This window comes from Photobacterium sagamiensis, assembly GCF_050337085.1.
GTDB lineage: Bacteria > Pseudomonadota > Gammaproteobacteria > Enterobacterales > Vibrionaceae > Photobacterium > Photobacterium sagamiensis.
Window position 1 is genome coordinate 54,507 of sequence record NZ_JAKJSP010000035.1, and the last position, 25,025, is coordinate 79,531.

The 25,025-nt window shown below is 45.5% G+C and carries 18 protein-coding genes and 5 tRNA genes; 12 read left to right on the forward strand and 11 right to left on the reverse strand.

Going from position 1 to position 25,025, the window contains the following annotated elements; all coding sequences use genetic code 11:
- Window positions 1-7 precede the first annotated feature (7 nt).
- Window positions 8-1,705 (reverse strand): ABC transporter substrate-binding protein, encoded by a 1,698-nt coding sequence (locus L4D76_RS17285; RefSeq protein ID WP_428442141.1) that lies wholly within the window; start codon window positions 1,703-1,705, stop codon window positions 8-10.
- 303 nt (window positions 1,706-2,008) lie between these two features.
- Between L4D76_RS17285 and L4D76_RS17290 the strand changes: the two genes are divergently transcribed.
- From L4D76_RS17290 to L4D76_RS17305, 4 genes are all read left to right on the forward strand, one after another.
- Window positions 2,009-2,800: an ABC transporter ATP-binding protein gene (locus tag L4D76_RS17290; RefSeq protein WP_428442142.1), complete on the forward strand. Its 792-nt coding sequence runs from the start codon at window positions 2,009-2,011 to the stop codon at window positions 2,798-2,800.
- A 125-nt stretch (window positions 2,801-2,925) separates the two neighbouring features.
- Window positions 2,926-3,702, forward strand: coding sequence for an ABC transporter substrate-binding protein (locus L4D76_RS17295; protein WP_428442143.1), 777 nt, complete (start codon window positions 2,926-2,928; stop codon window positions 3,700-3,702).
- Window positions 3,703-3,812: 110 nt separating this feature from the next.
- A complete protein-coding gene (locus tag L4D76_RS17300; protein WP_428442144.1) occupies window positions 3,813-4,553 on the forward strand; it encodes an ABC transporter permease in 741 nt (246 codons plus the stop codon).
- A gap of 3 nt (window positions 4,554-4,556) precedes the next feature.
- Window positions 4,557-5,234, forward strand: a complete 678-nt coding sequence (locus L4D76_RS17305) for an ABC transporter permease (protein WP_428442145.1) — start codon at window positions 4,557-4,559, stop codon at window positions 5,232-5,234.
- A gap of 142 nt (window positions 5,235-5,376) precedes the next feature.
- Here L4D76_RS17305 and xthA read toward each other — a convergent pair whose 3' ends face one another.
- Both xthA and iscB read right to left on the reverse strand, forming a co-directional pair.
- The gene (gene xthA, locus L4D76_RS17310; protein WP_428442146.1) at window positions 5,377-6,183 is read right to left on the reverse strand and encodes an exodeoxyribonuclease III; all 807 of its coding nucleotides are present in this window, start codon (window positions 6,181-6,183) and stop codon (window positions 5,377-5,379) included.
- A 24-nt stretch (window positions 6,184-6,207) separates the two neighbouring features.
- The gene (gene iscB / locus L4D76_RS17315) at window positions 6,208-7,446 is read right to left on the reverse strand and encodes an RNA-guided endonuclease IscB (RefSeq protein ID WP_428442147.1); all 1,239 of its coding nucleotides are present in this window, start codon (window positions 7,444-7,446) and stop codon (window positions 6,208-6,210) included.
- 431 nt (window positions 7,447-7,877) lie between these two features.
- Between iscB and L4D76_RS17320 the strand changes: the two genes are divergently transcribed.
- From L4D76_RS17320 to L4D76_RS17335, 4 genes are all read left to right on the forward strand, one after another.
- On the forward strand, window positions 7,878-8,819 hold the full coding sequence (locus L4D76_RS17320) for a LysR family transcriptional regulator (protein ID WP_428442148.1): 942 nt from the start codon (window positions 7,878-7,880) through the stop codon (window positions 8,817-8,819).
- Between the two features lie 233 nt (window positions 8,820-9,052).
- Window positions 9,053-10,123: an alanine/ornithine racemase family PLP-dependent enzyme gene (locus tag L4D76_RS17325; protein ID WP_428442149.1), complete on the forward strand. Its 1,071-nt coding sequence runs from the start codon at window positions 9,053-9,055 to the stop codon at window positions 10,121-10,123.
- 42 nt (window positions 10,124-10,165) lie between these two features.
- Window positions 10,166-11,584 carry a YfcC family protein gene (locus L4D76_RS17330; protein ID WP_428442150.1) on the forward strand — a complete coding sequence of 473 codons (1,419 nt, stop codon included), beginning with the start codon at window positions 10,166-10,168 and terminating at the stop codon, window positions 11,582-11,584.
- Between the two features lie 438 nt (window positions 11,585-12,022).
- Window positions 12,023-12,988 (forward strand): glutathione S-transferase family protein, encoded by a 966-nt coding sequence (locus L4D76_RS17335; RefSeq protein ID WP_428442151.1) that lies wholly within the window; start codon window positions 12,023-12,025, stop codon window positions 12,986-12,988.
- On the opposite strand, the gene L4D76_RS17340 is transcribed toward L4D76_RS17335, so the two are convergent.
- The 6 genes from L4D76_RS17340 to L4D76_RS17365 form a co-directional block, all read right to left on the reverse strand.
- Window positions 12,985-14,745, reverse strand: coding sequence for a response regulator (locus L4D76_RS17340; RefSeq protein ID WP_428442152.1), 1,761 nt, complete (start codon window positions 14,743-14,745; stop codon window positions 12,985-12,987). The two genes, L4D76_RS17335 and L4D76_RS17340, sit on opposite strands and share 4 nt — an antisense overlap.
- A 429-nt stretch (window positions 14,746-15,174) precedes the next feature.
- A tRNA-Tyr gene (locus tag L4D76_RS17345) sits at window positions 15,175-15,259 on the reverse strand.
- Window positions 15,260-15,336: 77 nt separating this feature from the next.
- Window positions 15,337-15,421: transfer RNA gene (locus L4D76_RS17350), tRNA-Tyr, on the reverse strand.
- Between the two features lie 77 nt (window positions 15,422-15,498).
- A tRNA-Tyr gene (locus L4D76_RS17355) sits at window positions 15,499-15,583 on the reverse strand.
- A 77-nt stretch (window positions 15,584-15,660) separates the two neighbouring features.
- Window positions 15,661-15,745, reverse strand: a tRNA-Tyr gene (locus L4D76_RS17360).
- A 77-nt stretch (window positions 15,746-15,822) separates the two neighbouring features.
- Window positions 15,823-15,907, reverse strand: a tRNA-Tyr gene (locus L4D76_RS17365).
- 1,133 nt (window positions 15,908-17,040) lie between these two features.
- Here L4D76_RS17365 and L4D76_RS17370 point away from each other — a divergent pair.
- The 3 genes from L4D76_RS17370 (at window position 17,041) to L4D76_RS17380 (ending at window position 22,064) form a co-directional block, all read left to right on the forward strand.
- Window positions 17,041-18,156: an efflux RND transporter periplasmic adaptor subunit gene (locus L4D76_RS17370; RefSeq protein WP_428442153.1), complete on the forward strand. Its 1,116-nt coding sequence runs from the start codon at window positions 17,041-17,043 to the stop codon at window positions 18,154-18,156.
- Window positions 18,156-21,281 carry a multidrug efflux RND transporter permease subunit gene (locus tag L4D76_RS17375; protein ID WP_428442154.1) on the forward strand — a complete coding sequence of 1,042 codons (3,126 nt, stop codon included), beginning with the start codon at window positions 18,156-18,158 and terminating at the stop codon, window positions 21,279-21,281. The genes L4D76_RS17370 and L4D76_RS17375 overlap by 1 nt, the downstream gene beginning before the upstream one ends.
- Window positions 21,282-21,851: 570 nt before the next feature.
- The gene (locus L4D76_RS17380; RefSeq protein ID WP_428442155.1) at window positions 21,852-22,064 is read left to right on the forward strand and encodes a hypothetical protein; all 213 of its coding nucleotides are present in this window, start codon (window positions 21,852-21,854) and stop codon (window positions 22,062-22,064) included.
- Between the two features lie 145 nt (window positions 22,065-22,209).
- Here the strand turns inward: L4D76_RS17380 and L4D76_RS17385 are convergent, their stop codons facing one another.
- Both L4D76_RS17385 and L4D76_RS17390 read right to left on the reverse strand, forming a co-directional pair.
- Entirely contained in the window at window positions 22,210-22,500 is a 291-nt protein-coding gene (locus L4D76_RS17385) for a GIY-YIG nuclease family protein (protein WP_428442156.1), read from the reverse strand.
- A 111-nt stretch (window positions 22,501-22,611) separates the two neighbouring features.
- The gene (locus L4D76_RS17390; protein ID WP_428442157.1) at window positions 22,612-23,277 is read right to left on the reverse strand and encodes an outer membrane beta-barrel protein; all 666 of its coding nucleotides are present in this window, start codon (window positions 23,275-23,277) and stop codon (window positions 22,612-22,614) included.
- 276 nt (window positions 23,278-23,553) lie between these two features.
- On the opposite strand from L4D76_RS17390, the gene rluF reads away from it, so the two are divergent.
- A complete protein-coding gene (rluF, locus tag L4D76_RS17395) occupies window positions 23,554-24,681 on the forward strand; it encodes a 23S rRNA pseudouridine(2604) synthase RluF (RefSeq protein WP_428442158.1) in 1,128 nt (375 codons plus the stop codon).
- The last annotated feature ends 344 nt before the right edge of the window (window positions 24,682-25,025 follow it).

Below are 25,025 nucleotides of genomic sequence, written 5' to 3' on the forward strand. Positions count from 1 at the left end.
ACACTCTTTATTTTTTCGGCCTCAGCGCCAGCACATGTAGCAGCCGCTCCGGAGTTTGCGGCCATACCAGCGGGTTGGCTCTGGGGTTGTTTTCATTAAACCAGCCGGTAAATCGCTGGGTGTTGTACTGATAAAACTGTACCGTATTGTACAACGGTACCGTGATCTGCTGGCTGGCTACAATGTCATTGAGTTCGTGAAGAATGGCTAAACGTTTGCGGGCTGAGGAAGCAATAGGAAACTGATCCAATAAAGCATCAATCCTATCATTGCGATAGAAATGCATCGCATAGCGCGGATATTGCGGAGCCTGATAAGCGCTGTTAAATGCCATGTCAAAATATTTAAACGGCGTTGGCCCCTGGGGATAATTGGTCAGTGCCGTGACGTAATCGCCGGCAGCCAGTCTTTCGACAAATTCACTGTATTCGACCTCTATTGTGCGTACATTAATGCCTATTTCCTGCATCATTTCAGTCAACAGTAGTGCTGTTATATTAAAATCTGACCAACCGCGCGGAGTCAGGATGGTCAACTCTAACGGTTCACCTGATGGTAGATCACGCCATTGATCGCCATTTTTATCTGTGACATTAATATAAGTCAGCCAATCTGTGGCCAGTTCGGGATTAAAGCTCATATATGGCAAGTACTTCTCAGTCACCACCGGATCGGCCCATCGGTTGAAACGCTGACTCATCCCTGATGCCAATCGCGATGGAACGCCCTGGCCAAATGCGGCGATATCGATTAAGCGCTGACGGCGAACAGCCATCGAGATTGCACGACGGAATTCAACTTTTGATATCACAGCTCTGAGTCCCGGATCAGCTGCTTTGAAATTAAACATCAGGCTGATGGTGCTGGCTGGTGGCAACCAGTATTTAAAATCTGGCGAATAGGAGGCGTAATGACGCTCTATATCTGGAATGAAAGAACCTGTCCAGTCGAATTCGCCTTTAGCAATACGAGCAATAAAATCATCATTATTGGTGACTTTAGGGTAGCGTAAACAATCAATTTTTCTCGCATCAGCCTGCCAGTAGGAAGGATTCTGGCACTGAAGGTAGCCGTTTTCATCCATTTTCTCAATTTGGGTGAACGGACCGGTACCAATAGGGCTGGCATTGGCAAAATGGACCGGATCTGACACATTCTGCCACTGGTGTTTCGGTACGATAGGAAATAATACTAAGGTATAGGCTGCGAGTGCATTTGGCTTATTAAGTTTAAAATAGATTTCTGTCGGGCTACGCTTTTGTACCGATCCCAGCAATTGATTAATGCCATGTGAGTCAAGTTCCGGATGTTTTTTCGCCAGAAAAAAAGAAAACACCACATCATCGGCAGTGAATGGTTTTCCATCTGACCAGGTCACTCCCTCTCTTAGGCTAAAGCTGATCCCGCTTAAATCATCATCAAACTGGTAATCTGTTGCAAGTCGGTATTCTGGTTGATTGTTCTGCAGTGAGTTAAAGACAATTAAGGGCTCAAAAATGAATTCATGCGTGGTTGGCATGCTGGCTTTCGAGTAAGGGTTAAAATTCGCAATAATCTGATCTTTATGCTCTGGTACCAAAGTGAGAATAGTGCGATTTTTTTCGATATTCTGAACAGCGAGCAGATCCGTTGAAAACATAGAGCCAGTCAGGGCTAACAGACAACACACAACGCGACAGCTCAGTTGAAGTGAGACTCGAAACATAGACCAATCCGGTTACAGCTTACAGCAAGATAAAAGAAGACAATTTCATCGCGATAACCTACAGCATGTAAATCTTATTGGCAAATGGCTAAATCACTGTATTATGTGCGTAAATATTCACTTTATTTGACTATTCATACCGGAAGCGTAAAGTTAACAAAATGTTGCCAATCGTGTGTCGTGGTGATACCTTCGATGAATAGTTTGTAAAGTAGCTAAACATTTTGCGAGTAATATCAGGCTGAGCCCATGATTAATCAGGTTGGTATTTTCCCAGTTTTATGGAGCAACAGGAGTTAGCGCATGGCTGGAGTAGTAGCCCTTGAAAACAATACAGTGGCGCTTGAAGTAAAGGATCTACATAAATCTTTTGGTCAAAATGAGGTCCTGAAAGGGGTTTCTCTGACCGCTCACCGTGGTGACGTCGTCTCTATTATCGGTTCTTCCGGTTCGGGTAAGAGTACTTTTCTTCGGTGTATCAATCTGCTTGAAACCCCAACCCAAGGTGAAATATGGGTGAATGGCGAACTCATCGAAATGAAAAACAATCGCCGTGGCGAGTTTCTGCCGGTTGATGAAAAACAAGTACAGCGCATTCGTTCGCGGCTGGCGATGGTATTTCAGGGTTTCAATTTATGGTCGCACATGACGGTGCTAGGCAATGTTATTGAAGCGCCAGTTCATGTCTTAGGTGTACCTAAAGCGGAAGCTATCGAAAAAGCGGAAGAGATCTTAAAGAAAGTCGGTCTTTATGATCGCCGTCATTATTATCCGGGACACCTTTCTGGTGGTCAGCAGCAACGAGCGGCGATTGCCAGGGCGTTAGCGGTCGATCCTGAAGTCATGCTATTTGATGAGCCGACCTCAGCCCTTGATCCTGAATTAGTGGGTGAAGTGTTAGGCGTTATGCAGGACCTGGCCCAGGAAGGACGGACCATGTTAGTGGTTACCCATGAGATGGCATTTGCCCGAGATGTCTCTAACCATGTGATGTTCTTACATCAAGGCCTGGTGGAAGAGCAGGGCCATCCTGAAAAACTATTCACCAATCCCGAGTCGGAACGACTAAAACAATTTATCTCGTCAATTTATTAAAAGTGATACGTCGAATAACTATAATTATTGAGTAGCTGCCCGGGTAAGTTTGGGAACGTGCGGTAGTTAGTAATACCAATCGGGACAATTATCTCGATAAGTATAAACACAACAGGAGAAGCAAGATGAAAAAATGGATTTTAGCTGCTGCAATGGTTTCAGCATTGGGTGCAACATCGGTTCAGGCGAAAGAGTGGAAAGAAGTGCGTTTCGGTATTGAAGGAGCATACCCTCCCTTTAGCTGGACTGAGCCGAGCGGTGAGCTGAAAGGTTTTGATGTCGATATGGCTAATGCACTGTGTAAAGAGCTGCAAACGAAATGCAAAATTGTCGCTCAAGACTGGGATGGCATCATCCCTTCTCTGTTGGCACGTAAATACGATGCGATTATCGCAGCAATGTCGATCACCGAAGAACGTAAGAAGAAAATCGATTTTACTGGTAAATATGCGCTGATCCCAAACAAGTTTGTGGCGAAGAAAGGCACCAAACTTGACTTTACAAAAGATGGCCTGAAAGGCGTGAAAGTCGGTGTTCAGCGTGCAACCACCCATGATAAATACCTGACCGATAACTACGGCGACTCAGTTCGCATCGTTCGCTATGGTTCATTTGATGATGCTTATCTCGATCTGAAAGCAGGCCGTATCGCGACCATTCTCGGTGATGCGTCAGCACTGGAAGAAGGTCTGATTAATAAAGCAGGCGGTGACGCTTATGAATTTATCGGCCCGTCTTTAACGGATCCGAAATGGTTTGGTGACGGCTTCGGTATTGCTCTTCGTAAACAAGATAAAGATTTAACCGCGAAACTGGATGCTGCAATTAAATCTCTGCGTGAGAAAGGCATTTATCAAGAGATTGCCGCGAAGTACTTTGCTTACGATGTATACGGTCAGTAAAACCTCATAGGGACGAGTTTCGAGAGGCGAGTATCACAAGTGATGGCTCTAGTTACTCGCTACTCGCCCCTAGTTACTTTCCCCCTTTGTAGTTTAAAGGAGTGATCCCTTTGTTGGATTTAAAAGGATATGAATGGTCATTAGTAGAAGGGGCGTGGGTAACCTTACAGGTTGCGCTAATGTCTCTTTTCCTCGCAATGATCCTGGGTATGCTTGGCGCATTGGCTAAAGTTTCCCCTTATCGCTGGGCAAGGGCGATTGCCACGTTTTATACCACCGTGATCCGCGGTATTCCTGATTTAGTATTAATGATGCTGATTTTCTTCGGTGGGCAGATGCTGCTCAACGATAGCTTGTATCGTGCTAATGAATGGCTGAATGAGTATTTTACCGCTGGCGATCCGAGTCATGAGTGGACCGCTTACCTGCCGGACTACATTGAAATAAGTCCATTTGTCGCGGGTTTTTTGACCATCGGGTTTATCTTTGGTGCCTATATGGCTGAAACCTTCCGTGGTGCGATCCTTGCGGTTGATAAAGGCGAGCTGGAAGCGGCAAAGGCCTATGGCATGAGTGGCTTTTTAACGTTTCGCCGCGTGTTGTTGCCGCAGATGATCCGCCATGCGCTGCCAGGATTTGGTAATAACTGGCTGGTGTTATTAAAAACAACCGCATTAGTGTCAATCATTGGCTTGGATGACATGGTGCGTAAAGGATCATTGGCTGCCGGCTCCACCCAAATGCCGTTCACTTTTTACATGACGATAGCGGTTATCTTCCTGCTATTTACGTCCTTGTCGACCTCTGTGCTTAAGTGGGCTGAGCGTAAATCCAGTATTCATACGAGGTAAGTGATGGATTTCTCAATTTTTACAGAAAGCTGGCAACTCTACCTTGATGGCTTCATTACCACAGTGTGGATGGTATTTGTTGCGTTGCTGATCGGCCTGTTTATTTCAATTCCTATTGGTATCGCGCGTAACAGCAAAAATCCGATACTTTCGTTACCGGCTTGGGCTTTCATTTATTTCTTTCGTGGCACACCACTCTTGATTCAGTTGTATTTGATCTACTACGGTCTGAGTCAGTTGATCAATGTGCAGGATACCATGTGGCAAGAAGCTTGGTTCTGTGCTTTAGTCGCATTTATTTTAAATACCTCTGCGTATACCGCTGAAATTGTTCGCGGTGCGATCAATAGCCTGCCGAAAGGGGAAATTGAAGCTGCGAAAGCGTATGGCATGAGTACCCCTCTGGCATTTCGCCGAGTGATACTGCCAAGTGCACTGCGCCGTGCTTTACCTGCTTACAGTAACGAAGTAATTTTTATGGTTCACGGCTCTGCCGTCGCTGGTATCGTCACTATCGTCGATCTTACTGGTGCCGCACGTATTGTGAATTCCCGTTACTATGCGCCATTCGAATCATTCTTGTTTGCCGGTATGTGCTATATGGTTCTGACGTTCCTGATCATCTGGGGATTCAGAAAACTGGAAGGACACTGGTTACGACATTTAAGGCCGTTGGTGTAATTGAGTTTCGAGTATCTAGGGCCTAGTAGCGAGTTACGAGTATCTAGAATCGAGTAACGAGGATCGAGTTTCTAGTACCTAGTACTTAGTAGCGAGTATCTAGAACCTCGTATCTCGTATCTCGTCTCTAGTTTCCAGTACCTTACTTAAAGCTTGACCAAATTGGTGCGTGATCAGAGGGTTTTTCAATGCCTCGCAGCTCATAATCGATGCCCGCTTCTATACAGCGCTCTGCCAGTGAAGGAGTGGCCAGCACGACATCAATACGCAGGCCGCGATTATCGACAAAACCTTTTGAGCGGTAATCAAACCATGAGTACTGATCATCTACATCAGGGTGTAATTGTCGGAAGGTATCAACAAAACCCCAGTCTAGCAGGGTTTTCAGCCATTCACGTTCAATCGGCTGGAATGAGCATTTACCGGTTTTCAGCCAGCGTTTGGCATTAACAGGGCCGATACCAATATCGAGATCGATAGGGCTGATGTTAATGTCGCCCATTACGACTAATTCTTCTTCATTAGTATGATGGGTGTTGAGGTAACTCATTAAGTCGGCATAGAATTTTTCTTTTGCCGGGAACTTGGTTTCATGGCTGATGTTGTCACCCTGCGGGAAATAGCCATTTAAGACGGTGACTTTTTTACCATCCTCCTGCTCGAAGGTCGCCATGATCATGCGGCGCTGGGCATCCTCATCATCCGTCGGGAAGCCTTTTTGCACCTCAACAGGTTCTTGCTTGCATAATAAGGCAACCCCGTAGTGAGCTTTCTGACCGTGGTGATAAACCTTATAACCCATAGCTTCGACATCAGCGAGCGGAAAGGCTTCATCGTGAACTTTGATTTCTTGCAAGCCGATCACATCTGGCTGATGCTTATCGATTAGCGCTTGCAGTTGATGAAGGCGAGCACGAAGGCCGTTGATGTTGAAGGAAATGACTTTCATTCATATTTCGGCAAGGATACCTGCTCATTCATGGGCAGGAGCAATTGCCGCTCCATATCGTTGAGTTAATGTTGTAGTTCGAGCGGATACTCGAACTGTGTTCTTTTTGACATTTGCACTAGCATGAACTTTCTCACCCAAGATTGTCTCTAGCGCAAAGTAACCTGTGCTTCTTTTGCCTTTAACAAAGCCAGTGCCTTGAGGGGTTTCAATGAAGTCATGCTTCTTTAAGTCAAATAATTTACCTACTGGAATGCGTTTTTCTGAACGCGCACCTTTAGTTAATCGATAATCACCTTTGGCAACGTGTCTTTTGTAAAAAACGGTTGAGTTTGGGCGAACCAACTCACCATCTTCTGTGCAAATTGCGACGGCATCGTAGTAGTGCGTTTTTGGCAAACCAAGTCTGTTTTCGCGCTTAAATTTGGTCTCGTACCCAAAGGTTTCGATGAAACCCCAATGCTTTGAGAGTTGCGACTTTACAATACCAATTTCTGTAGCGTGTTTTGTTCGCGACTTCTTCGCTTTCAGCTCAAACTTTCCATTGTGCAAATCTTTGTGGCAAGTTTCACAAAGCGTGATCAGGTTTTCGGGTGCATCTGTACCACCTTGAGATCTGAAGTGAATGTGATGAACATGCAATTTATTGCTATGTTTGCACTTCCTGCCTGATTTGCATTTGTAGTTATCACGGTGAAGAACAAATGCCTTAGTGTTGTAAAAGTCCTTTTGGACACCTTGTTGATAGCCAACGCCAGATGCGTCGGGGTTGGTGATCTTGTGGATGTCAAAACTCGCCGTTTCAACTTTCCACTGTGAAATTGGAAGAATTGACTCGACAAAATCTCGCTCTCTAAGGTGCGACTCAACCTTGGATTTAATGCTTGGCGCGAGGCGACCACTGGCTCTCAATGATGCTCTATTAGCACAACGAACAGGACGATATCGGCACTTACGACCTCGCCTAGTCCTGCGATACATGGCACGTTGATGCATTTTTTTTGACACGTCTTGGCGTAACGCAACTTGGCTTTGGTAAATCACTTGTCCGAGCCCAATTACCGCACACCCAACATGCTTACTGCCCGTATCCATGCCAGCAATCAGAGGTTGCTTATAGCCTGAGCTACCACCGTTTAACTTGATGGTGAAAGGTGATTTTCTTACCACTTTTGCATCCCCCGTCTTTAGCAACTTCCTTGCTTTTTGGGGCCTGCATGGCATTAATGGCTTGTCATTTTTGTTTAGTACAAACACGAACATAACGTGTTTCTCCTTCGAGTTATGCGTATTAATGTGCTTGAGGCGCACATGAAATCCGACTTCCTCTCGACCAGATATCAAGGCTTTAGATGTGGTTGACTGCCTATAACGCTTTAAGGCTGTTTACAGTGCCACGATAGAGCAACAGGCTGAGGTGGCACCCGTTGGTATCTGTATCCTAAATATCGTTTAACCTACGTATTATCCTCGGTAGGTGGTCTGGTCAACTCGGCTCTTACAAGCCCGCTCCTTTGGGGGCGGCGTAATTGACTTTATTATTCCAATTATAATCAGTCGGTAACGGGTGTTTGTCGGATACTAGCATATAATCGTAAGAGGATGATATTGTTACGGGTTGGTCTCATTTTTTATGGTGTAGTTAATTTATAATCCGCTCTGAGATACGTTCAATAAAATATAACTATACTATTATGAATAAAATTAATAATCTGGATATTCGTTTACTTAGGCTTTTTATTATTATTGTTGAAAGCGGAGGCTTTTCATCAGCTCAGTTCAAATTAAATATGCATCAATCAACAATTAGTACAAAAATGGGAGATTTAGAAATACGACTAGGCATGAAATTATGTCAACGTGGTCGAGGTGGTTTTAAACTAACCGCTGAGGGTGTTAAAGTTTATGAAATTAGTAAAAATCTGCTTGAGCAAATGGAAATGTTCAATCAGCAGATTGATGATATCAAAAATATTACTAGAGGAAACATAAAGATAGCATTAACTGATAATTTAGCAACCAACCCGACATGCCGTATACAATTAGCGATCAGGCGTTTCTGTAGCCATCATCCACATGTTAATATCGAAACGATTGTTTCAGACTCATATAATATCGAGATGTTGTTGTTAGAGAATAAGGTTGATATGGGTATAACATCCTCAGAAATTAACAAGGCAGGCTTAGAATACAGCTACCTTTTCAATGAGCATCAATCATTATATTGCTTGCCATCACATCCCATATTATTACAAGGAAATATTAAAATAGATGACATTGCATCCAACCCTGTTGTTGAACGCGGTGTCTCACATAATATTACCCCATTAAGCCATAGAGATGATGTCGTCAAAACAGCAAATACGACTAACATGGAAGCAACGGCTCACTTGATTTTATCTGGCCATTTTATCGGTTATTTACCTGATCACTATGCCGCAATTTGGTGTAACAGGGGGGAGATGGTGAAAATACCAGCACCCGAAGAGCTTGAGTATTACACAGATTTTTACTTGACATTGAATAACAAAAATACGCTTTCCATAGCCGCTCAAGATTTGGTGAAAGAGATTTTTGATGCCCATGGTCTGCATTCAGAAATTGGATTAGAACTAGACGCTGAAGCTGTAAATTAAAAGGTAATAAAAGCCTATTGTCAAAAATAGGCTTTTCTTCGTTTTCATTCACTGATAATTGTCGTTGTTCCGACTACCTCTTGAAATATTATGCATGTAAAACACGTTTTATTTCTATCGAAATGTTACTTTGTGGTTTTTGGATGTATACATTTTAAAGTTGCTATTTAACCTTTTAGCTTTCTGTATATAAATAGGTGTTACTTTAAACACGATTTAATCAGGGGTTAATTATGTCTAAATACCCGTGTTTATCCATTGATCTCACCGTAGTAGAAAGTAATACACGTAACTTAATTCAGCTATGTAAGGAAAGGAGCGTCGATCCCGTAGGGATCACGAAGTTGGCTTGTGGTGCTCCTGAGGTAGCGCAAGCGATGATTGCTGGTGGTATCAGTATCATTGGTGACTCTCGAATTGAAAATTTAAAGAAACAAAAAAACATCCCGATAAAAAAAATGCTACTTCGCCTTCCCGCTATTAGCGAAGCTCGGGATGTTGTGCGTTATGCCGACATTTCTCTTAACTCGGAAAAAAATACGCTTCAAGCGCTATCGGAAATGGCAGTTAAAGAGAATAAAACACATGAAATTATCATTATGCATGATCTTGGTGATTTACGGGAAGGCTGCTTCAATAAAGAAGACACGTTTCAGTTAGCCCGTAAAGTATTGTCACTACCGGGTCTTAAATTGACAGGTATTGGATCAAACCTGGCATGTTATGGTGGCGTTGAACCGACAAATAAAAATCAAAACGACTTGATCCATATTGCTGAAGATATTGAGAAAGATTTGAATATCAAATTCTCGGTTATTTCAGGAGCAAGTTCATCAGGACTCTTTCTTCTTGCTGCAGGAGAAATGCCAGCAAGAATTAATCAACTGCGTTTAGGTGCCTCACTTATTATGGGGATTGGTTTAAATGATGAACCCATTCCTGAAACATCACAACAAGCAATGAAGCTTCAGGTTGAAATTATAGAAATCAAAGAAAAACCATCAGTGCCGGTAAACTCTACAGCCCTGGATGCCTTTGGTAATAAGCCTGTATTCATTGATCGAGGGGACAGGACGCGAGCAATTTGTGCGATAGGAAAGCAAGATATCGATATATCGGAAATTACCCCTGATGATGAAGATATTATTATTATTGGTGGAAGCAGTGATCATTTGATCCTTGATATATCTGATTCAAAAGAAACCCACAATGTGGGTGATATTATATCTTTCTCTCTGTCATACGGTGGAGTGCTGCAATGTATGACGTCAGAATTTGTTCATAAGAATTATATCTATAAATAACTATATATGGATGCCTATATATAATATTTTGAGGGAATTAGCATGATAAAAATAAGAAAGTTTCCAAATGCATTTACCATTCTATTTATGTTGATTGGTACATTCGCTGTACTTACTCACATTTTACCGGCTGGTCAGTATCAACGGTTATTTAACGAGAGTCTAGGCCGGGATGTGCCTGTGCCGGGTTCCTATGCTCAGATTGAAGCATCGCCACTGGGTGCATTCGATACCCTGATGGCACCTATATCAGGCTTCTATGATCCCGCCTCCAATATTATCGGGGCGATGGATGTGAGTCTGTTTGTACTGATGGTTGGCGGTTTTCTTGGTGTGATCACTAAAACGGGGGCAATCGATACGGGGATCACGCGTATTATGATGCGCCTGAAAGGAAGGGAGATCATTATGATCCCGATCCTGATGACCCTGTTTGCCCTTGGCGGGACGACCTATGGGATGGCAGAAGAAACACTGGCTTTCTATGGTTTGCTGATCCCTATTTTTATCGCGGCAGGTTTTGATGCCCTGGTGGCTGTGGCGGTGATCTTTGTCGGCTCCGGTATCGGTACTCTGGGCTCGACGATTAACCCTTTTGGTAATGTGATTGCGTCCAATGCTGGCGGCGTTGACTTCCTGGATGGATTTGGTATTCGCCTGGGTATCCTTATTATTGCGTTGGTTATTGGCTGCCTGTACGTGATCCGCTACGCCAAAATGGTGAAGAAGGATCCACAGAAGTCATTAGTTGCTAACATGCGCCAGAAAAACATCGATCACTTCCTTAGCCATAAAACGGATAACCAGGATGATGTTAACCTGACGGCGACCCAGAAATGTGTTCTGACACTGTTTGCTCTGACCTTTGTGATCATGATCTGGGGCGTCTCTTCACTGGGTTGGTGGATGGCTGAAATGAGTACGCTATTCATCTTCATGGGGATCCTGTGTGGCTTTATTGCTCGCCTGAGTGAAGATGATTTGATCAACTCCTTTGTTGCCGGTGCGGCAGATTTGATCGGCGTGGCGCTTATTGTCGGTGTTGCCCGCGGAATCGTGGTGGTTATGGAAGCAGGTAATATTACCGACACCATTCTCTACTATGCCGAAGGGCTGGTGGCTGATAAAAGCTCAATCCTCTTTATCAATGTCGTGTATTGGATTGAGATGTTGCTGGCTTTCGTCGTTTCATCAACGTCTGGTCTTGCTGTCATGAGTATGCCGGTACTGGCACCGCTGGCTGATTTTGCCAATACCGGGCGTGAGCTTGTGGTAACCGCCTTTATGTGTGGTATCGGCACGGTGTTATTTGTTACGCCGACCTATGGGGTATTGATGGGCGGGCTGGCTATTGGCCGGGTGTCTTACATCGCATGGCTGAAATTTATTGGCCCACTGGTCGCGTTCTTTATTGTGCTGAATACCCTTATGTTATCCCTGGGCGCAGGCGTACTGGGCTGATCGTATTATACCAATCAGATAATTGTCCCGATTGGTATTAGTCTATGACGGCAGCGAGTCTGCCGTCATCATACCAAATCCATTAATTATCTGATCAATTCAGCGAGAGTTAAAATCCTTTTAGACAAGGCGATAAATTGAAAATCTAGTGGCTCTAAATTGAAATTTATAAACGTAGTATAAATGGATTTTAAACTCGCCCAAAGGGAACGCCACTGGAAGCCAATTTCTGTGTCTAGCGATTTCAAAAGAGAACCACTCTTCTATCAATCGCTATCCTTGAACTTGACTCCCAGTGGTGTTCTGAATAGTTAGATAATTAATGGAATTGGTATTATTCAGAAATTTCGACTATCACCATCAATCCATTCCAGCCGATCTTGCTATTAAATCCACATATACTCTAACAACGGTTGAGCATTTGTTAAGGATTTTAACATGGGAAAGTTAGTTGACGGTGTATGGCATGATGTTTGGTACGAAACCAAATCTAATGATGGCAACTTTGTACGTGAAGATGCAGGCTTTCGTCATTGGCTGACCAAAGATGGTCATCAGGGACCGGAAGGACAGCAAGGCTTTAAAGCGGGATCAGGGCGTTACCATCTCTATGTATCACTGGCTTGCCCCTGGGCACATCGAACATTAATTTTCCGTCAGTTGAAAGGCCTGGTACCTCATATCGGTGTGACGGTTGTCAGCCCAGATATGCAGGAAAGTGGCTGGAACTTTACCTCCCCTGAGCCATTATACGGCTTTCAATTTCTGCACCAGTTGTACACCAAAGCCAAGCCGGATTACACCGGGCGAGTCACGGTACCTGTACTGTGGGATAAACAGACCCAGACTATTGTCAGCAATGAATCATCAGAAATTATTCGCATGTTTAATACGGCGTTTAATGATCTGACCGGAAACCATGTCGATTACTACCCGCAAGCACTTCAGGCCGAGATTGATGAGTGGAATGACTATATTTATCCGGCTATCAATAACGGTGTTTATCGCTGTGGTTTTGCGACCACACAAGAAGCTTATGAAGCCGCTTTTAGCGATTTGTTTGCGGCGCTGGATAGAGTGGATACGCACCTGGCAACCAGTCGATATCTAGTCGGCGAGCAGATCACCGAAGCAGATTGGCGTTTATTTACGACCCTGATACGTTTTGATGCCGTCTATGTCGGGCATTTCAAATGTAACCTGAAGCGTATCGCTGATCACACTTATATTCAGGGCTATCTTAAAGAGCTGTATCAGTTTGCGAATGTCGCTGAAACGGTCGATTTCAACCATATCAAACGTCATTACTATTTCAGCCATCAAATGATCAATCCAACGGGAATTGTTCCTATTGGCCCAGAGCTGGATTTCGAGAGTCCTCATGGGCGTGACCATCGCGACTAAGTCGCAGTGTGCTCGTCGACATTCTCGGTCTGCTTACTCGCTATCAGCTGGTATTTCTGATGGCGCTGCAACTGTGACGTGACAGTATTTTTTTGTTGCGGATGAGCATACCGGGTTGCCAGCAGTTCAAATAGACTTGCGCGCCATAGTTCAAGCTTCTCAGGCAGGGGCATGATACTCACGGCCTGAATACTCTGCTTAATGTTGTGCTCATCAAGTCGATTGAGCTGATACAGGCATTGCAGTCGTCCAAGGTGGGCCTCACTACAGTAAGGATACCGGATCAGGATGTCATCATAACGTTGCAAGGCGTCCTGAGTATGACCGGTCAGCATGTCGCTATTCAGAGCTTCATTGGCCTGGGCTAATTCATTGACTAAAGCCTGAACACCGTTAACGAGCAGCGTGTTTTCCCGTAGTGCGTTGATACGGTTCTGGCTATGGCCGTCAAAGCGATCTCTGAGTTTCAATGCGTTATAAATCTCCGCAATTATTTGGGTTTCTCCGAGCACGATGAGCGGAGGTAACACTTCTGCCAGAATCACGGAAGGTAGCTTGGCGATGGTATAAAAATAAGTGGATAACCCGACCATCAGGCGACGTTTGGCTTTTAGTGATTGCTGCTGGGCTAGCGAGAATCGTGCTAGGGTAATATGACCAAAAGTGGTTAAAAAAGGTTGCTGTTTGGGTAATAAGCGGCTGTATGCGCGTTGATGAATGGCTTTTAATTGTTGAAGTAGTTGTCTTTGTTTTTTACTGGAAGTTTGGGCAAAGAAGTGCTGTTCAAATATGGCAGTAAATTCGGCAAAGCAGATGATCCAGCTGACATCAATGATCGGAAGATGGGTTGCCAGGGTTTTTCCTGCTTCAATTAAATGATCGGTCTTATCGAGATCGGCTGCCAGCTGGGCAACCTGCAGAGCCCGGTGGCTGACGCTCGGGGTAAATTTTAACGCACGTTCAGCGGTTTCCAATGCATCGTAATACTGCTTATTTTCTTCCTGATAATTGGACAGGCGATCGTAGGCTTCTAGACACAGAGGCGCACTCACAATTAATTGCTCCAGAATTGCAATGGCCTGAGCAATATTGCCGTCATGATGTTCAATCTGTGCTTCAGTGATGGTGATTTTGTGGGTTGGATTTTGCGAATGAAGCAGTTGGGTGAAGCGTTTAGCCTGCTCCCAGTCGCCTTGCTCTATCAGTAAATCGAGCAATAAGGCTTCAATTTTATGATTATGACCTTTTTCCCGTAGCAGTTGTTTACATAACAGAATGGCTTGTGGGATATCCTGGCATGCCATCGCCTGGTATATCGACTTACGTTGGGCACAGTCGACACAGACTTTACTGACTTTTTTGGCTAGTCCGGCCATGGTAATGGGTTTGGTGATAAAGCCGTCAGGCTCGATTGTCATCGTCGTTAAGATCACCTCGGTTGAATGATCACCTGAAATCATGATGATGCCGCAGTCAGGAGCAAGTAACTTTTTTTTGCGCAGTAATGTGGCCAGTTCACAGCCATTTAAATCGTGGTCTAAGTGAAAATCAATCAGTAGCAACTGGTAGTGGTTACTCTTGCAATAACGGATGGCGTCTTCATAACTATCTGCAATATCAATGAGGTGGATACCTAAATTACCAAGAAGGCTCTTTAGCAGCGTCGAAGCCGACGGATGATCATCTACGATCAGTGCCTTTAGTTTCGTCCATTCAATGAACGGAGACGGATTGAAGTGATTCTTCTTTTTCAACATAACCCATCCTTGCCATCCGATGCGCATTCACTTGCACTTACTTGAATTGTAATACCAACGCCATTGATTAGATAATTAATAGAGTTGGCATAATTACTTTTATAGCTATTTATTTATTGTAGCTGTGAAAACGTCGTTTGTGGGGGAGGGAATTGGCTCTGGAAAAAGGGTGGGAATATTTCAAGCTCCTACACTCGTCATCCCGGAATTGAGGAACGAAATATCCGGGATCCAAAGTCCACTGAACCTTCTGTGCATGATGGATCCCTGATAACCGCGAGATGAGTTTTGAGAAAGCCTGCAAGTTCAGTGTATGGCGGTTTCTGGGATGACGGACTTTGACCGTTTCAATCAATCATATTCATTGTGTTTAGGCACTAGTGCCTAAATACGAAAAAAGCCAGCTGCTTGCGCAACTGGCTTGAATGATGGTGGAGGGGGAAGGATTCGAACCTTCGAAGGCGGAGCCGTCAGATTTACAGTCTGATCCCTTTGGCCACTCGGGAACCCCTCCACGGGGTGTATCTAATTGTTCGGCTTCGTTAGGCCGGAAAAACGTAATCTGTGGCAAACGTACGTTCTTCGAAATAATGGTGGAGGGGGAAGGATTCGAACCTTCGAAGGCGGAGCCGTCAGATTTACAGTCTGATCCCTTTGGCCACTCGGGAACCCCTCCACGGGGTRTATCTAATTGTTCGGCTTCTTTAGGCCGGAAAAACATAGCTTGTGGCAAACGTATGTTTTTCGAAATAATGGTGGAGGGGGAAGGATTCGAACCTTCGAAGGCGGAGCCGTCAGATTTACAGTCTGATCCCTTTGGCCACTCGGGAACCCCTCCACGGGGTATATCTAATTGTTCGGCTTCTTTAGGCCGGAAAAACGTAGCTTGTGGCAAACGTACGGTTTTCGAAATAATGGTGGAGGGGGAAGGATTCGAACCTTCGAAGGCGGAGCCGTCAGATTTACAGTCTGATCCCTTTGGCCACTCGGGAACCCCTCCACGGGGTATATCTAATTGTTCGGCTTCTTTAGGCCGGAAAAACGTAGCTTGTGGCAAACATACGGTTTTCGAAATAATGGTGGAGGGGGAAGGATTCGAACCTTCGAAGGCGGAGCCGTCAGATTTACAGTCTGATCCCTTTGGCCACTCGGGAACCCCTCCACAAGTGCGGGGCGGATAATAACAAACATTTAGATGCTGTAAACCCTTTTCCTTTGAAATTATGTGCGCTTGCTGGAATTTTCATCATATCGAAGGTTCTGGTACCTCAATATGCAGATTTGAATGAATTCAGCGGGAATTCAACAGGTCATATGCGCGGTGATGGTTTGAAGATCTAGTACTCGTACACAGTGATTTTGATCTGTTCATTTTCATGCGGGAATAGGGTGAGACGTTATTCGAAATGTTCAAAATTAAGCTGAGAGTTTCGTCATCCCGGAATAGAGGAACGAGATATCCGGGATCCAGCTTTAGCCGTGCGCTCCTTAGATTCCGTATAAGTTCGTACCTCACTTTACGGAATGACGACGTTTGGTGACTGAACGTGTCAAAGCTTCTGTGATGAAGTACTAATAAGGCATACAAAGCGATGGTTTGAAGATCTAGTACTCGTACACAGTGATTTTGATATGTTCATTTTCATGCGGGAATAGGGTGAGACGCTATTCGAAATGTTCAAGATCAAGCTGAGAGATTCGTCATCCCGGAATAGAGGAACGAGATATCCGGGATCCAGCTCTAGCCGTGCGCTCCTTAGATTCCGTATAAGTTCGTACCTCACTTTACGGAATGACGACGTTTGGTGACTGAACGTGTCAAAGCTTCTGTGATGAAGTACCAATAAGGCATACAAGGTGATGGTTTGAAGATCTAGTACTCGTACACAGTGATTTTGATATGTTCATTTTCATGCGGGAATAGGGTGAGACGTTATTCGGAATGTTCAAAATTAAGCTGAGAGTTTCGTCATCCCGGAATAGAGGAACGAGATATCCGGGATCCAGCTCTAGCCGTGTGCTCCTTAGATTCCGTATAAGTTCGTACCTCACTTTACGGAATGACGACGTCTGGTGACTGAACGTGTCAAAGCTTCTGTGATGAAGTACTAATAAGGTATTCACGCGATGGATTGAAGAGGAATAATTAATCAGATGTTCTTTAGATCTCCGCTCAACGTTGAGTTGTTTCAGGTAGTTGTGAACGCTTTCTTGCTTAACTTTACATTTCTTTACCCTGTTTCAGGGTTGGTTCAGATATCATTGGGCCAGGTTCAATTTAGTGGTTTTTTTATCATGAAAAAAATGGTGGTTGCAGGTTTAGTCGCTGCGGCGTTATCCGGTGGCGGGTTCCTGTCTTTTCTAGGTGGATCGGGTTTTCAAGGCCAATCGCAGGCAGCTGAAAAGCAGGTGAATCCACGGGCAAGTCGTGTTGTGGCAGTGACAACTGGCGAAGTGACGTCACACCCTGTCGCGCAATCTTTATCTCTGATCGGAAAATTAGTGGCACAGCGCTCGGTCAATGTTGCCGCTGAGGTTGCGGCAAAAGTCGACAGTATTGTGGTGGGTGTTAACAACCGGGTAGAAAAAGGCGAACTGCTGGTGCAGTTAGATGATGCTAAAGCAGAGGCCGCTTTTGACGAGGCGCAAGCCTACTTAAATGATGAAAAACGTAAATACACCGAATATGAACGACTGGTAACGCGTGGCGCAATTACCCAGACCGAGCTGGATGCCCAGCAAACGAGTGTCAATATTGCTGAAGCCCGATTGAAAGCCGCGCAAGCTGAACTGCAAGATCACGCTATTCGCGCGCCATTTTCCGGTACCGTAGGTTTAATCGACTTTAGCTCTGGTCACATGGTGACGGTGGGAACCGAGCTTTTTACCCTCGACGATCTGTCTGGCATGCGGCTGGATATTCAGGTTCCTGAACAGTATTTATCGTATCTGACTGTCGGTATGACTGTTAACGCGACGAGTCAGGCCTGGAAAGGACAGACATTCAGCGGTGAAATTAAAGCTATTGATTCCCGGGTGCAGACTGATTCCCTCAATATCAAAGTACGGGTTATGTTTGATAACGCAGACGGCAAATTAAAACCCGGCATGCTGATGGCGGCCAATATCGGTTTTGTTCCTCAGGAGGCGGCGGTTATTCCGGTTCAGGCTTTGGAATATTCGGGGACTAAGCGCTTCGTTTATTTAGTTGATGAGAACGGTATTGCTCAGCGAACAGAAGTGATGCTAGGTGCCCGTATTGATAATGAAGTGGTGATTGAATCTGGTATTGATATTGGTGAACGGATTGTGGTGCAAGGTCTGGTCAACATGCGTGATGGCTTGCAGGTGAATGATCTGACTGCAAACAAGCCTGCTAGCAAGGCAAAAAAGTCGGAGGATAATGCCTGATGTGGTTATCTGATGTCTCTGTCAAGCGACCGGTAGTGGCGATAGTACTCAGTTTGCTGTTATGTGTGTTCGGCTTTGTCTCGTTCACAAAACTGGCTGTACGTGAGATGCCGGATGTCGAAAATCCGGTTGTCAGTGTCAGAACAACCTATGAAGGGGCATCTGCCACCGTCATGGAAAGCCAGGTGACAACACCGATTGAAGATGAGTTATCGGGGATCAGCGGTATCGATAACATTACCTCGGTAACGCGCAACGGTATGTCCCGGATCACCATTGAATTCAATATGGACTGGGATCTGACCGAAGGGGTCAGTGATGTGCGTGATGCGGTGGCTCGTGCCCAGCGCCGCCTGCCGGATGAAGCGAATGATCCTGTGGTCTCGAAAGATAACGGCTCCGGTGAGCCAGCGGTCTATATCAACCTCTCATCTTCAGAGATGGATCGTACCCAGCTGACCGATTATGCCCAGCGGGTGCTGGAAGATCGCTTCAGCCTGATCAATGGCGTGAGTTCGGTCAACCTGACGGGGGCACTCTACAAGGTGATGTATGTGAAGCTCAAGCCTGAACTTATGGCCGGGCGTGGCGTGACCACCAGCGATATTGTTAACACCTTAAAAAACGAAAATGTTGAATTACCTGGTGGTGAAGTACGTAACGATACAACCGTGATGTCTGTACGTACCGCCCGCTTATACCAATCACCTGCAGATTTTGACTATCTTGTGGTGCGCACTGCGGTTGACGGTTCGCCGGTATATCTGAAGGATGTCGCCGATATTGCAATTGGAGCGGAGAATGAAAACTCGACCTTCAAAAGCGATGGGGTCGTCAACCTCAGCTTGGGTATCGTCACTATGTCAGATGCCAACCCGCTGGATGTCTCAAAAGCAGTACGGGCGGAAGTGGATCGGATGCAGAAGTTCATTCCGGAAGGCACCAGCCTGACCCTGGACTATGATTCGACCGTCTTTATTGATCGCTCTATTGCCGAAGTCTACAGCACGCTAATGATCACCGGTGCGCTGGTCATACTGGTGTTATACGTCTTTATCGGTCAGGCAAGGGCTACGCTGATCCCTGCCGTGACCGTGCCGGTATCATTGATATCGGCGTTTATTATGGCTTACTTCTTTGGCTTTTCTATCAACCTGCTGACTCTGATGGCGTTGATCCTATCTATCGGGCTGGTGGTCGATGATGCCATTGTGGTGGTAGAAAACATTTTCCATCATCTGGAAAAAGGTGAATCGCCACTACTCGCCGCTTATAAAGGCACCCGGGAAGTGGGCTTTGCGGTTGTGGCAACTACCGCGGTACTGGTGATGGTCTTTTTGCCGATTTCCTTCATGGAAGGCATGGTGGGTCGCCTGTTTACCGAATTTGCCGTATTGCTTGCCATGGCAGTGATTTTCTCCTCGATAATCGCGCTGACATTAACCCCGGTACTGGGCAGCAAAATGCTGAAAGCGAATGTAAAACCGGGCAAATTCAATCTGTGGATTGATAGCCAGTTCGCTAAGTTAGAAAACAGGTACCGCGCAGTGGTGAGTGCTGCTGTGAAACGTCGCTTCATTGCACCAGTCGTCGTGGTGGGCTGTATCGCTGCAAGCTACGGATTGATGCAGATTGTGCCTGCGCAATTGGCGCCGCAGGAAGATCGCGGTGTGTTATTTGCCTTTGTTAAAGGTGCTGAGGGGACCAGTTATAACCGTATGGTCGGCAACATGGATGAAGTGGAAAGCCGTCTGTTGCCAATGCTCGGGCAAGGTGTCGTTAAATCGGTCAGCTTGCAAGCGCCAGCTTTTGGTGGTCGTGCCGGCGATCAGACCGGTTTTGTGATTATCCAGCTGGAAGACTGGGAAGACCGCAGCGTCAATGCCCAGCAGGCATTAGGTATGGTGAGCAAAGCACTGCAGGGCATTCCTGATGTTTGGGTCAGACCTATGATGCCCGGTTTCGGTGGTGGCTCATCTGAACCGGTGCAGTTTGTACTGGGAGGCTCGGATTATGATGAGCTGTTCAAGTGGGCAACTCAGCTGCAGGAAATCGCAGAAAACAGTCCGATGCTGGAAGGCATCGATCTTGACTACGCAGAAACAACCCCGGAGCTGGTGGTAACGGTAAACCGTCAGCGTGCTGCTGAGCTCGGTATTCCGGTTGCTGACATTGCTGAAACACTGGAGATCATGCTTGGCGGCCGCAGTGAAACAACGTTTGTTGAACGTGGCGAAGAGTATGATGTGTACTTGCGCGGTGACGAGAACAGCTTCAACAGTTCGGCAGATCTGAGCCAGATCTATCTGCGAGCGAAAAGTGGCCAGCTGATCACGCTCGATACGGTAGCTGATATTGAAGAAGTGGCTTCACCACAGAAGCTGAGTCATACCGATAAGCAGAAATCGATCACATTGAAAGGCAACCTTGGTGCCGGTTATACCCTGGGTGATGCGTTGAATTTCCTTGATGAGCAAGGCATTGAGATGCTGCCGAGCGATATCACCATCAATTATTCCGGTGAGTCGAAAGATTTTCGCGAAAACCAGAGTGATATCTTCCTGGTCTTCGGACTGGCGCTGCTGGTGGCCTATCTGGTACTGGCTGCCCAGTTTGAAAGCTTCATTAACCCATTGGTGGTGATGCTGACGGTACCCATGGGCATTTTCGGTGGAATGGGCGGTTTGTGGCTGATGGGGCAGGGGCTGAATATCTATAGCCAAATCGGGATGATCATGCTGATTGGTATGGTAACCAAAAACGGGATCCTGATTGTCGAGTTTGCCAACCAGCTACGCGATAAAGGTGTTGAGTTTGAACAGGCAATCATTGACGCCTCGGTTCGTCGTTTGCGTCCTATCCTGATGACGGCTTTTACCACCCTGTTCGGTGCCATTCCCTTGATTTTCTCAAGTGGTGCCGGCTCTGAGAGTCGTATCGCCGTCGGTACAGTGGTGTTCTTCGGTATGGCCTTTGCGACCATGGTGACCCTGCTGGTGATCCCCGCAATGTATCGATTGCTGTCTGGCAAGACGACCTCGCCGGGTCACGTCGCCGCGCAGCTGGAAAAAGCCATGCAGCATGACTATGTAGGGAGAGCGTCACACGGCGAATTGCCGAGTTAATTCGCCGTCATTCCCACTCTTTGTTATCAATTAAAGCGCTTAACGCCGAGCTTTTCATTATCGACCGGATTTATTTTAGCGATTATCGGGGATCCACAGTCCACTGAGTCTTCGGTGCATGATGGATCCCGGATAAGTGCTATTAGGTTTCAGTGATTGTGAGTGGCTGATTGGCAGGGCACTTTCCGGGATGACGGTGTGGTGGGTTCGTCATCCTCGAAATCGCTGAATGCTGTTCTTTTCATTATCGACTGGAGTTATTTTAGCGATTATCGGGGATCCACAGTCCACGGAACCTTCAGTGCATGATGGATTCCGGATAAGTGCTATAAAGCTTCAGTGATTGTAAGTGGCTGATTGGCAAGGTACTTTTCGGGGTGACGGTGTGATGGGTTCGTCATTCATTAATAGTTCGTTATTCCTGTTCTTCGTCATCCTCGAAAGCGCTTAACGCAGATCATTTCATTATCGACCGGACTTATTTTAGCGATTATCGGGGATCCACAGTCCACTGAGTCTTCGGTGCATGATGGATCCCGGATAAGTGCTATTAGGTTTCAGTGATTGTGAGTGGCTGATTGGCAGGGCACTTTCCGGGATGACGGTGTGGTGGGTTCGTCATTCATTAATAGTTCGTTATCCCTGTTCTCGTCATCCTCGAAATCGCTTAACGCCGAGCTTTTCATTATCGACTGGGCTTATTTAGCGATTATCGGGGATCCACTGTCCACGGAACCTTCAGTGCATGATGGATCCCGGATAAGTGCCATTAAGCTTCAGTGATTGTAAGTGACAAATTGGCAAGGCACTTTCCGGGATGACGAGGGGTGGGTTCGTCATCCTCGCTATTTGTCATCAATTAAAGCGCTTAACGGAGATCATTTCATTACCGATAGGTTTTATTTTAGCGATTATCGGGGATCCAGGTTCACTGAATGCTCAACCACAAATCATTCCATTCAGAGTTCTCTTGTTCAATGAGTTGTATTTTCCAATCACGGTTCCACTTTTTTAACTGTTTTTCGCGCTTTATTGCTGCTTCCATAGATTCATACAACTCATAATAAACCAATGTATGAACATGATATTTTTGAGTGAAACCTTGTACTTGCTGATTTCTATGCAGCCATACTCTCTGAACTAAATGACTGGTAACACCAACATAAAGAGTTCCATTTTTCTTGTTAGCCAAGATATATACACAAGGTTGTTTCTTCATTGTCTCCACTTCCTTGTGGATTCCAGTATTCGCGGGAACGACGTATTAGATTCATCTACCTAAGGTGTTGTTTGATAGTGATGTCTGTCCGTAATCTGTTACTAAATCCAATCAGAAACGATACCCAAAAGAGGCCTGAACGCCCTGGAAATCACCCGCATCGAGCATGTTATCCAGCGAATAATCGTAGATGGCGGTGATGTATTCTCCGCGTAGCATAAACTGTTTACCAAAATTCCATTGCAAGCCTAAGCCTATATCGATAATGCCACCGTTATCTTCTTCCAAATTCATCCGGGCATCACTGACCGTTGTTTCGTAGTGTTGCTTGATCATCACGGCAGCCACAGAGAGACGGCCAAAAAGCTTGATGCCGCTATTGCCCAGTTCACCTGTGGATGGGATCACTGAGATACCGATTTGATGAAAATCGATGCTTTGATTCTTAAAATATGTATCATTTTCCGGAAAATTATATTCAGTCGATGAATAGCGGTAGAAACCTTCCAGTGCCATATAGTCATTAAAATCCCGACCGACACCAACAGCGAAGCTGGATTGTTTTTCTTCATCTAAGCTTGAAAGGCTTCTCGCTGAAGGATTGGCATCGGCTTCAAAACCGACCAGACCGGTACTAAGAAAAAGATAGTATTCAGGGTTATCTGTTTTGATTAATGGCGATGCACTGTTGTTGTTGTGGTTGGAGAAAGTGTTGTTGGCGAATGCCGGGCAGGCAACTAAACATAATGAGGCTGCAATGGCGGTGTGTTTGAACATTAGAATAGTCCATTTCCACAATTCCGTTAACTGATGGAATTGTTATTAATATCAGTGTTTTATTTTATATTGTATTCAGGTGGAGGCACAATGTATCTTCTCGTCAGCTGGCAATTTTGAGACCCAGAATCGTCGGGTATGAAAATTTGCCTGATACTTTCGAGCAGAATTAGGTAAAATCACCGGTTATATGTCTGTTTATCGCTTGAGAATAAACGCTCAGTAAATTTGATAGCCCTTGATCGCGTTGCGAAACGCTCATTAAAGAAGAAACCCATGTCACAGAATCAGTCTGAAAACCACGCTTTGTCTGAAGAACAGGATAAACCGGTCCGATTAAATAAATTTATCAGTGATACAGGCTTTTGCTCACGCCGTGAGGCGGACAAGCTTATTGATCAAGGACGAGTCACCATAAATGGCCAGTCACCTGAAAAGGGCACCAAAGTGCTGCCAGGTGATGAAGTGCTGGTAGATGATAAGCCGCTGCGCGCCAAAGAAAAGCCAATCTATATTGCGTTGAATAAGCCGACAGGTATTACGTGTACCACTGAACGCCACATCGAAGATAACATCGTCGATTTTATCGGCCATCGTAAGCGTATATTCCCGATTGGGCGCTTAGATAAGCCGTCTGACGGTTTGATCTTCCTGACCAATGACGGTGATATCGTTAACAAAATTCTTCGTGCGGGCAACTCCCACGAAAAAGAGTATGTGGTGCGTGTTGATAAGCCGATCACTCAAGAGTTTTTAGACAAAATGGCGTCAGGGGTGGAAATCTTAGACACCGTGACCTTGCCGTGTAAAGTAAGCAAAGAAACTAACTTCTCATTCCGTATCGTGCTGACGCAGGGCTTAAACCGCCAGATCCGCCGTATGTGTGAAGCGTTAGGTTATGACGTTTATAAGTTGCGTCGTGTTCGTATTATGAATATCACCATCGATGGCCTGCCTAATGGCAAGTGGCGTTATCTGACCGATGATGAAATCGCAGATATTAACCGTCTGATTTCCCAATCAAGTGGTACCGAAGAAGCGTCGAAGGTGGATAGCGATGGCAAGGCGATTGCTAAAGCAACCGACGCCAAGTTATTTGATAGTCGCCTGCAAGAGGCGGGTGAGCGCCATACCTCGGCACGTAATCAAGATCCTTCACGCCCGCGCAGTGCTCGCGATGGCGAAGTGAAGTACAAAACCTACAAAGGTAAGGGCGAGAGTCAATCTCGTCGCTCGAATGAACGTGACGGTAAGCATGGTGACTCCCGTAATGGCAGCACTGATAGCCGCCGTGGCCGTCCAAATTGTTCTGACAATCAAAATAGCGACCGTCAGGCTCCTCGTGATACGAAGCCAAGCCAAAGCGGTATCAAGAAGTGGCGTTCGAAGAGTGAGAGAGGATAAATAGCGGCCCTGGGAAGAGAAGGTCCTGGGCCCTAGGTAAGAGCGAAGAAAAGCAAGATCGAAAGGCTTGACGGTAGATTTTCTAACGTTGAGCCTTTTTTGCAGAGCAGATTTTTTATCGATATAAGCCAAGAAATCGTCATCCCAGAAACCGCCAGACAGGAGACTTACATACTTACTCAAGACTCAACTGGCGGTTATCAGGGATCCATTTGCGGTGAAATATAAAGCAGATTCATCTCTTGATGTCAGTATCAGGTTTACCATATATGACGACCTTTTATTTCATCAATGGAATATCAATAAATTGAACTCATCATTTTCTATGTGAAACAGTATTAGCC

Coding starts and splice junctions, on each gene's coding strand:
- L4D76_RS17290 (WP_428442142.1), top strand. CDS start 2,009: ATGGCTGGAGTAGTAGCCCTTGAAAACAATACAGTGGCGCTTGAAGTA.
- L4D76_RS17370 (WP_428442153.1), top strand. CDS start 17,041: ATGAAAAAAATGGTGGTTGCAGGTTTAGTCGCTGCGGCGTTATCCGGT.
- L4D76_RS17285 (WP_428442141.1), bottom strand. CDS start 1,705: ATGTTTCGAGTCTCACTTCAACTGAGCTGTCGCGTTGTGTGTTGTCTG.
- L4D76_RS17305 (WP_428442145.1), top strand. CDS start 4,557: ATGGATTTCTCAATTTTTACAGAAAGCTGGCAACTCTACCTTGATGGC.
- L4D76_RS17375 (WP_428442154.1), top strand. CDS start 18,156: ATGTGGTTATCTGATGTCTCTGTCAAGCGACCGGTAGTGGCGATAGTA.
- L4D76_RS17335 (WP_428442151.1), top strand. CDS start 12,023: ATGGGAAAGTTAGTTGACGGTGTATGGCATGATGTTTGGTACGAAACC.
- L4D76_RS17390 (WP_428442157.1), bottom strand. CDS start 23,277: ATGTTCAAACACACCGCCATTGCAGCCTCATTATGTTTAGTTGCCTGC.
- L4D76_RS17330 (WP_428442150.1), top strand. CDS start 10,166: ATGATAAAAATAAGAAAGTTTCCAAATGCATTTACCATTCTATTTATG.
- L4D76_RS17320 (WP_428442148.1), top strand. CDS start 7,878: ATGAATAAAATTAATAATCTGGATATTCGTTTACTTAGGCTTTTTATT.
- rluF (WP_428442158.1), top strand. CDS start 23,554: ATGTCACAGAATCAGTCTGAAAACCACGCTTTGTCTGAAGAACAGGAT.
- xthA (WP_428442146.1), bottom strand. CDS start 6,183: ATGAAAGTCATTTCCTTCAACATCAACGGCCTTCGTGCTCGCCTTCAT.
- L4D76_RS17340 (WP_428442152.1), bottom strand. CDS start 14,745: ATGTTGAAAAAGAAGAATCACTTCAATCCGTCTCCGTTCATTGAATGG.
- L4D76_RS17385 (WP_428442156.1), bottom strand. CDS start 22,500: ATGAAGAAACAACCTTGTGTATATATCTTGGCTAACAAGAAAAATGGA.
- iscB (WP_428442147.1), bottom strand. CDS start 7,446: ATGTTCGTGTTTGTACTAAACAAAAATGACAAGCCATTAATGCCATGC.
- L4D76_RS17325 (WP_428442149.1), top strand. CDS start 9,053: ATGTCTAAATACCCGTGTTTATCCATTGATCTCACCGTAGTAGAAAGT.
- L4D76_RS17295 (WP_428442143.1), top strand. CDS start 2,926: ATGAAAAAATGGATTTTAGCTGCTGCAATGGTTTCAGCATTGGGTGCA.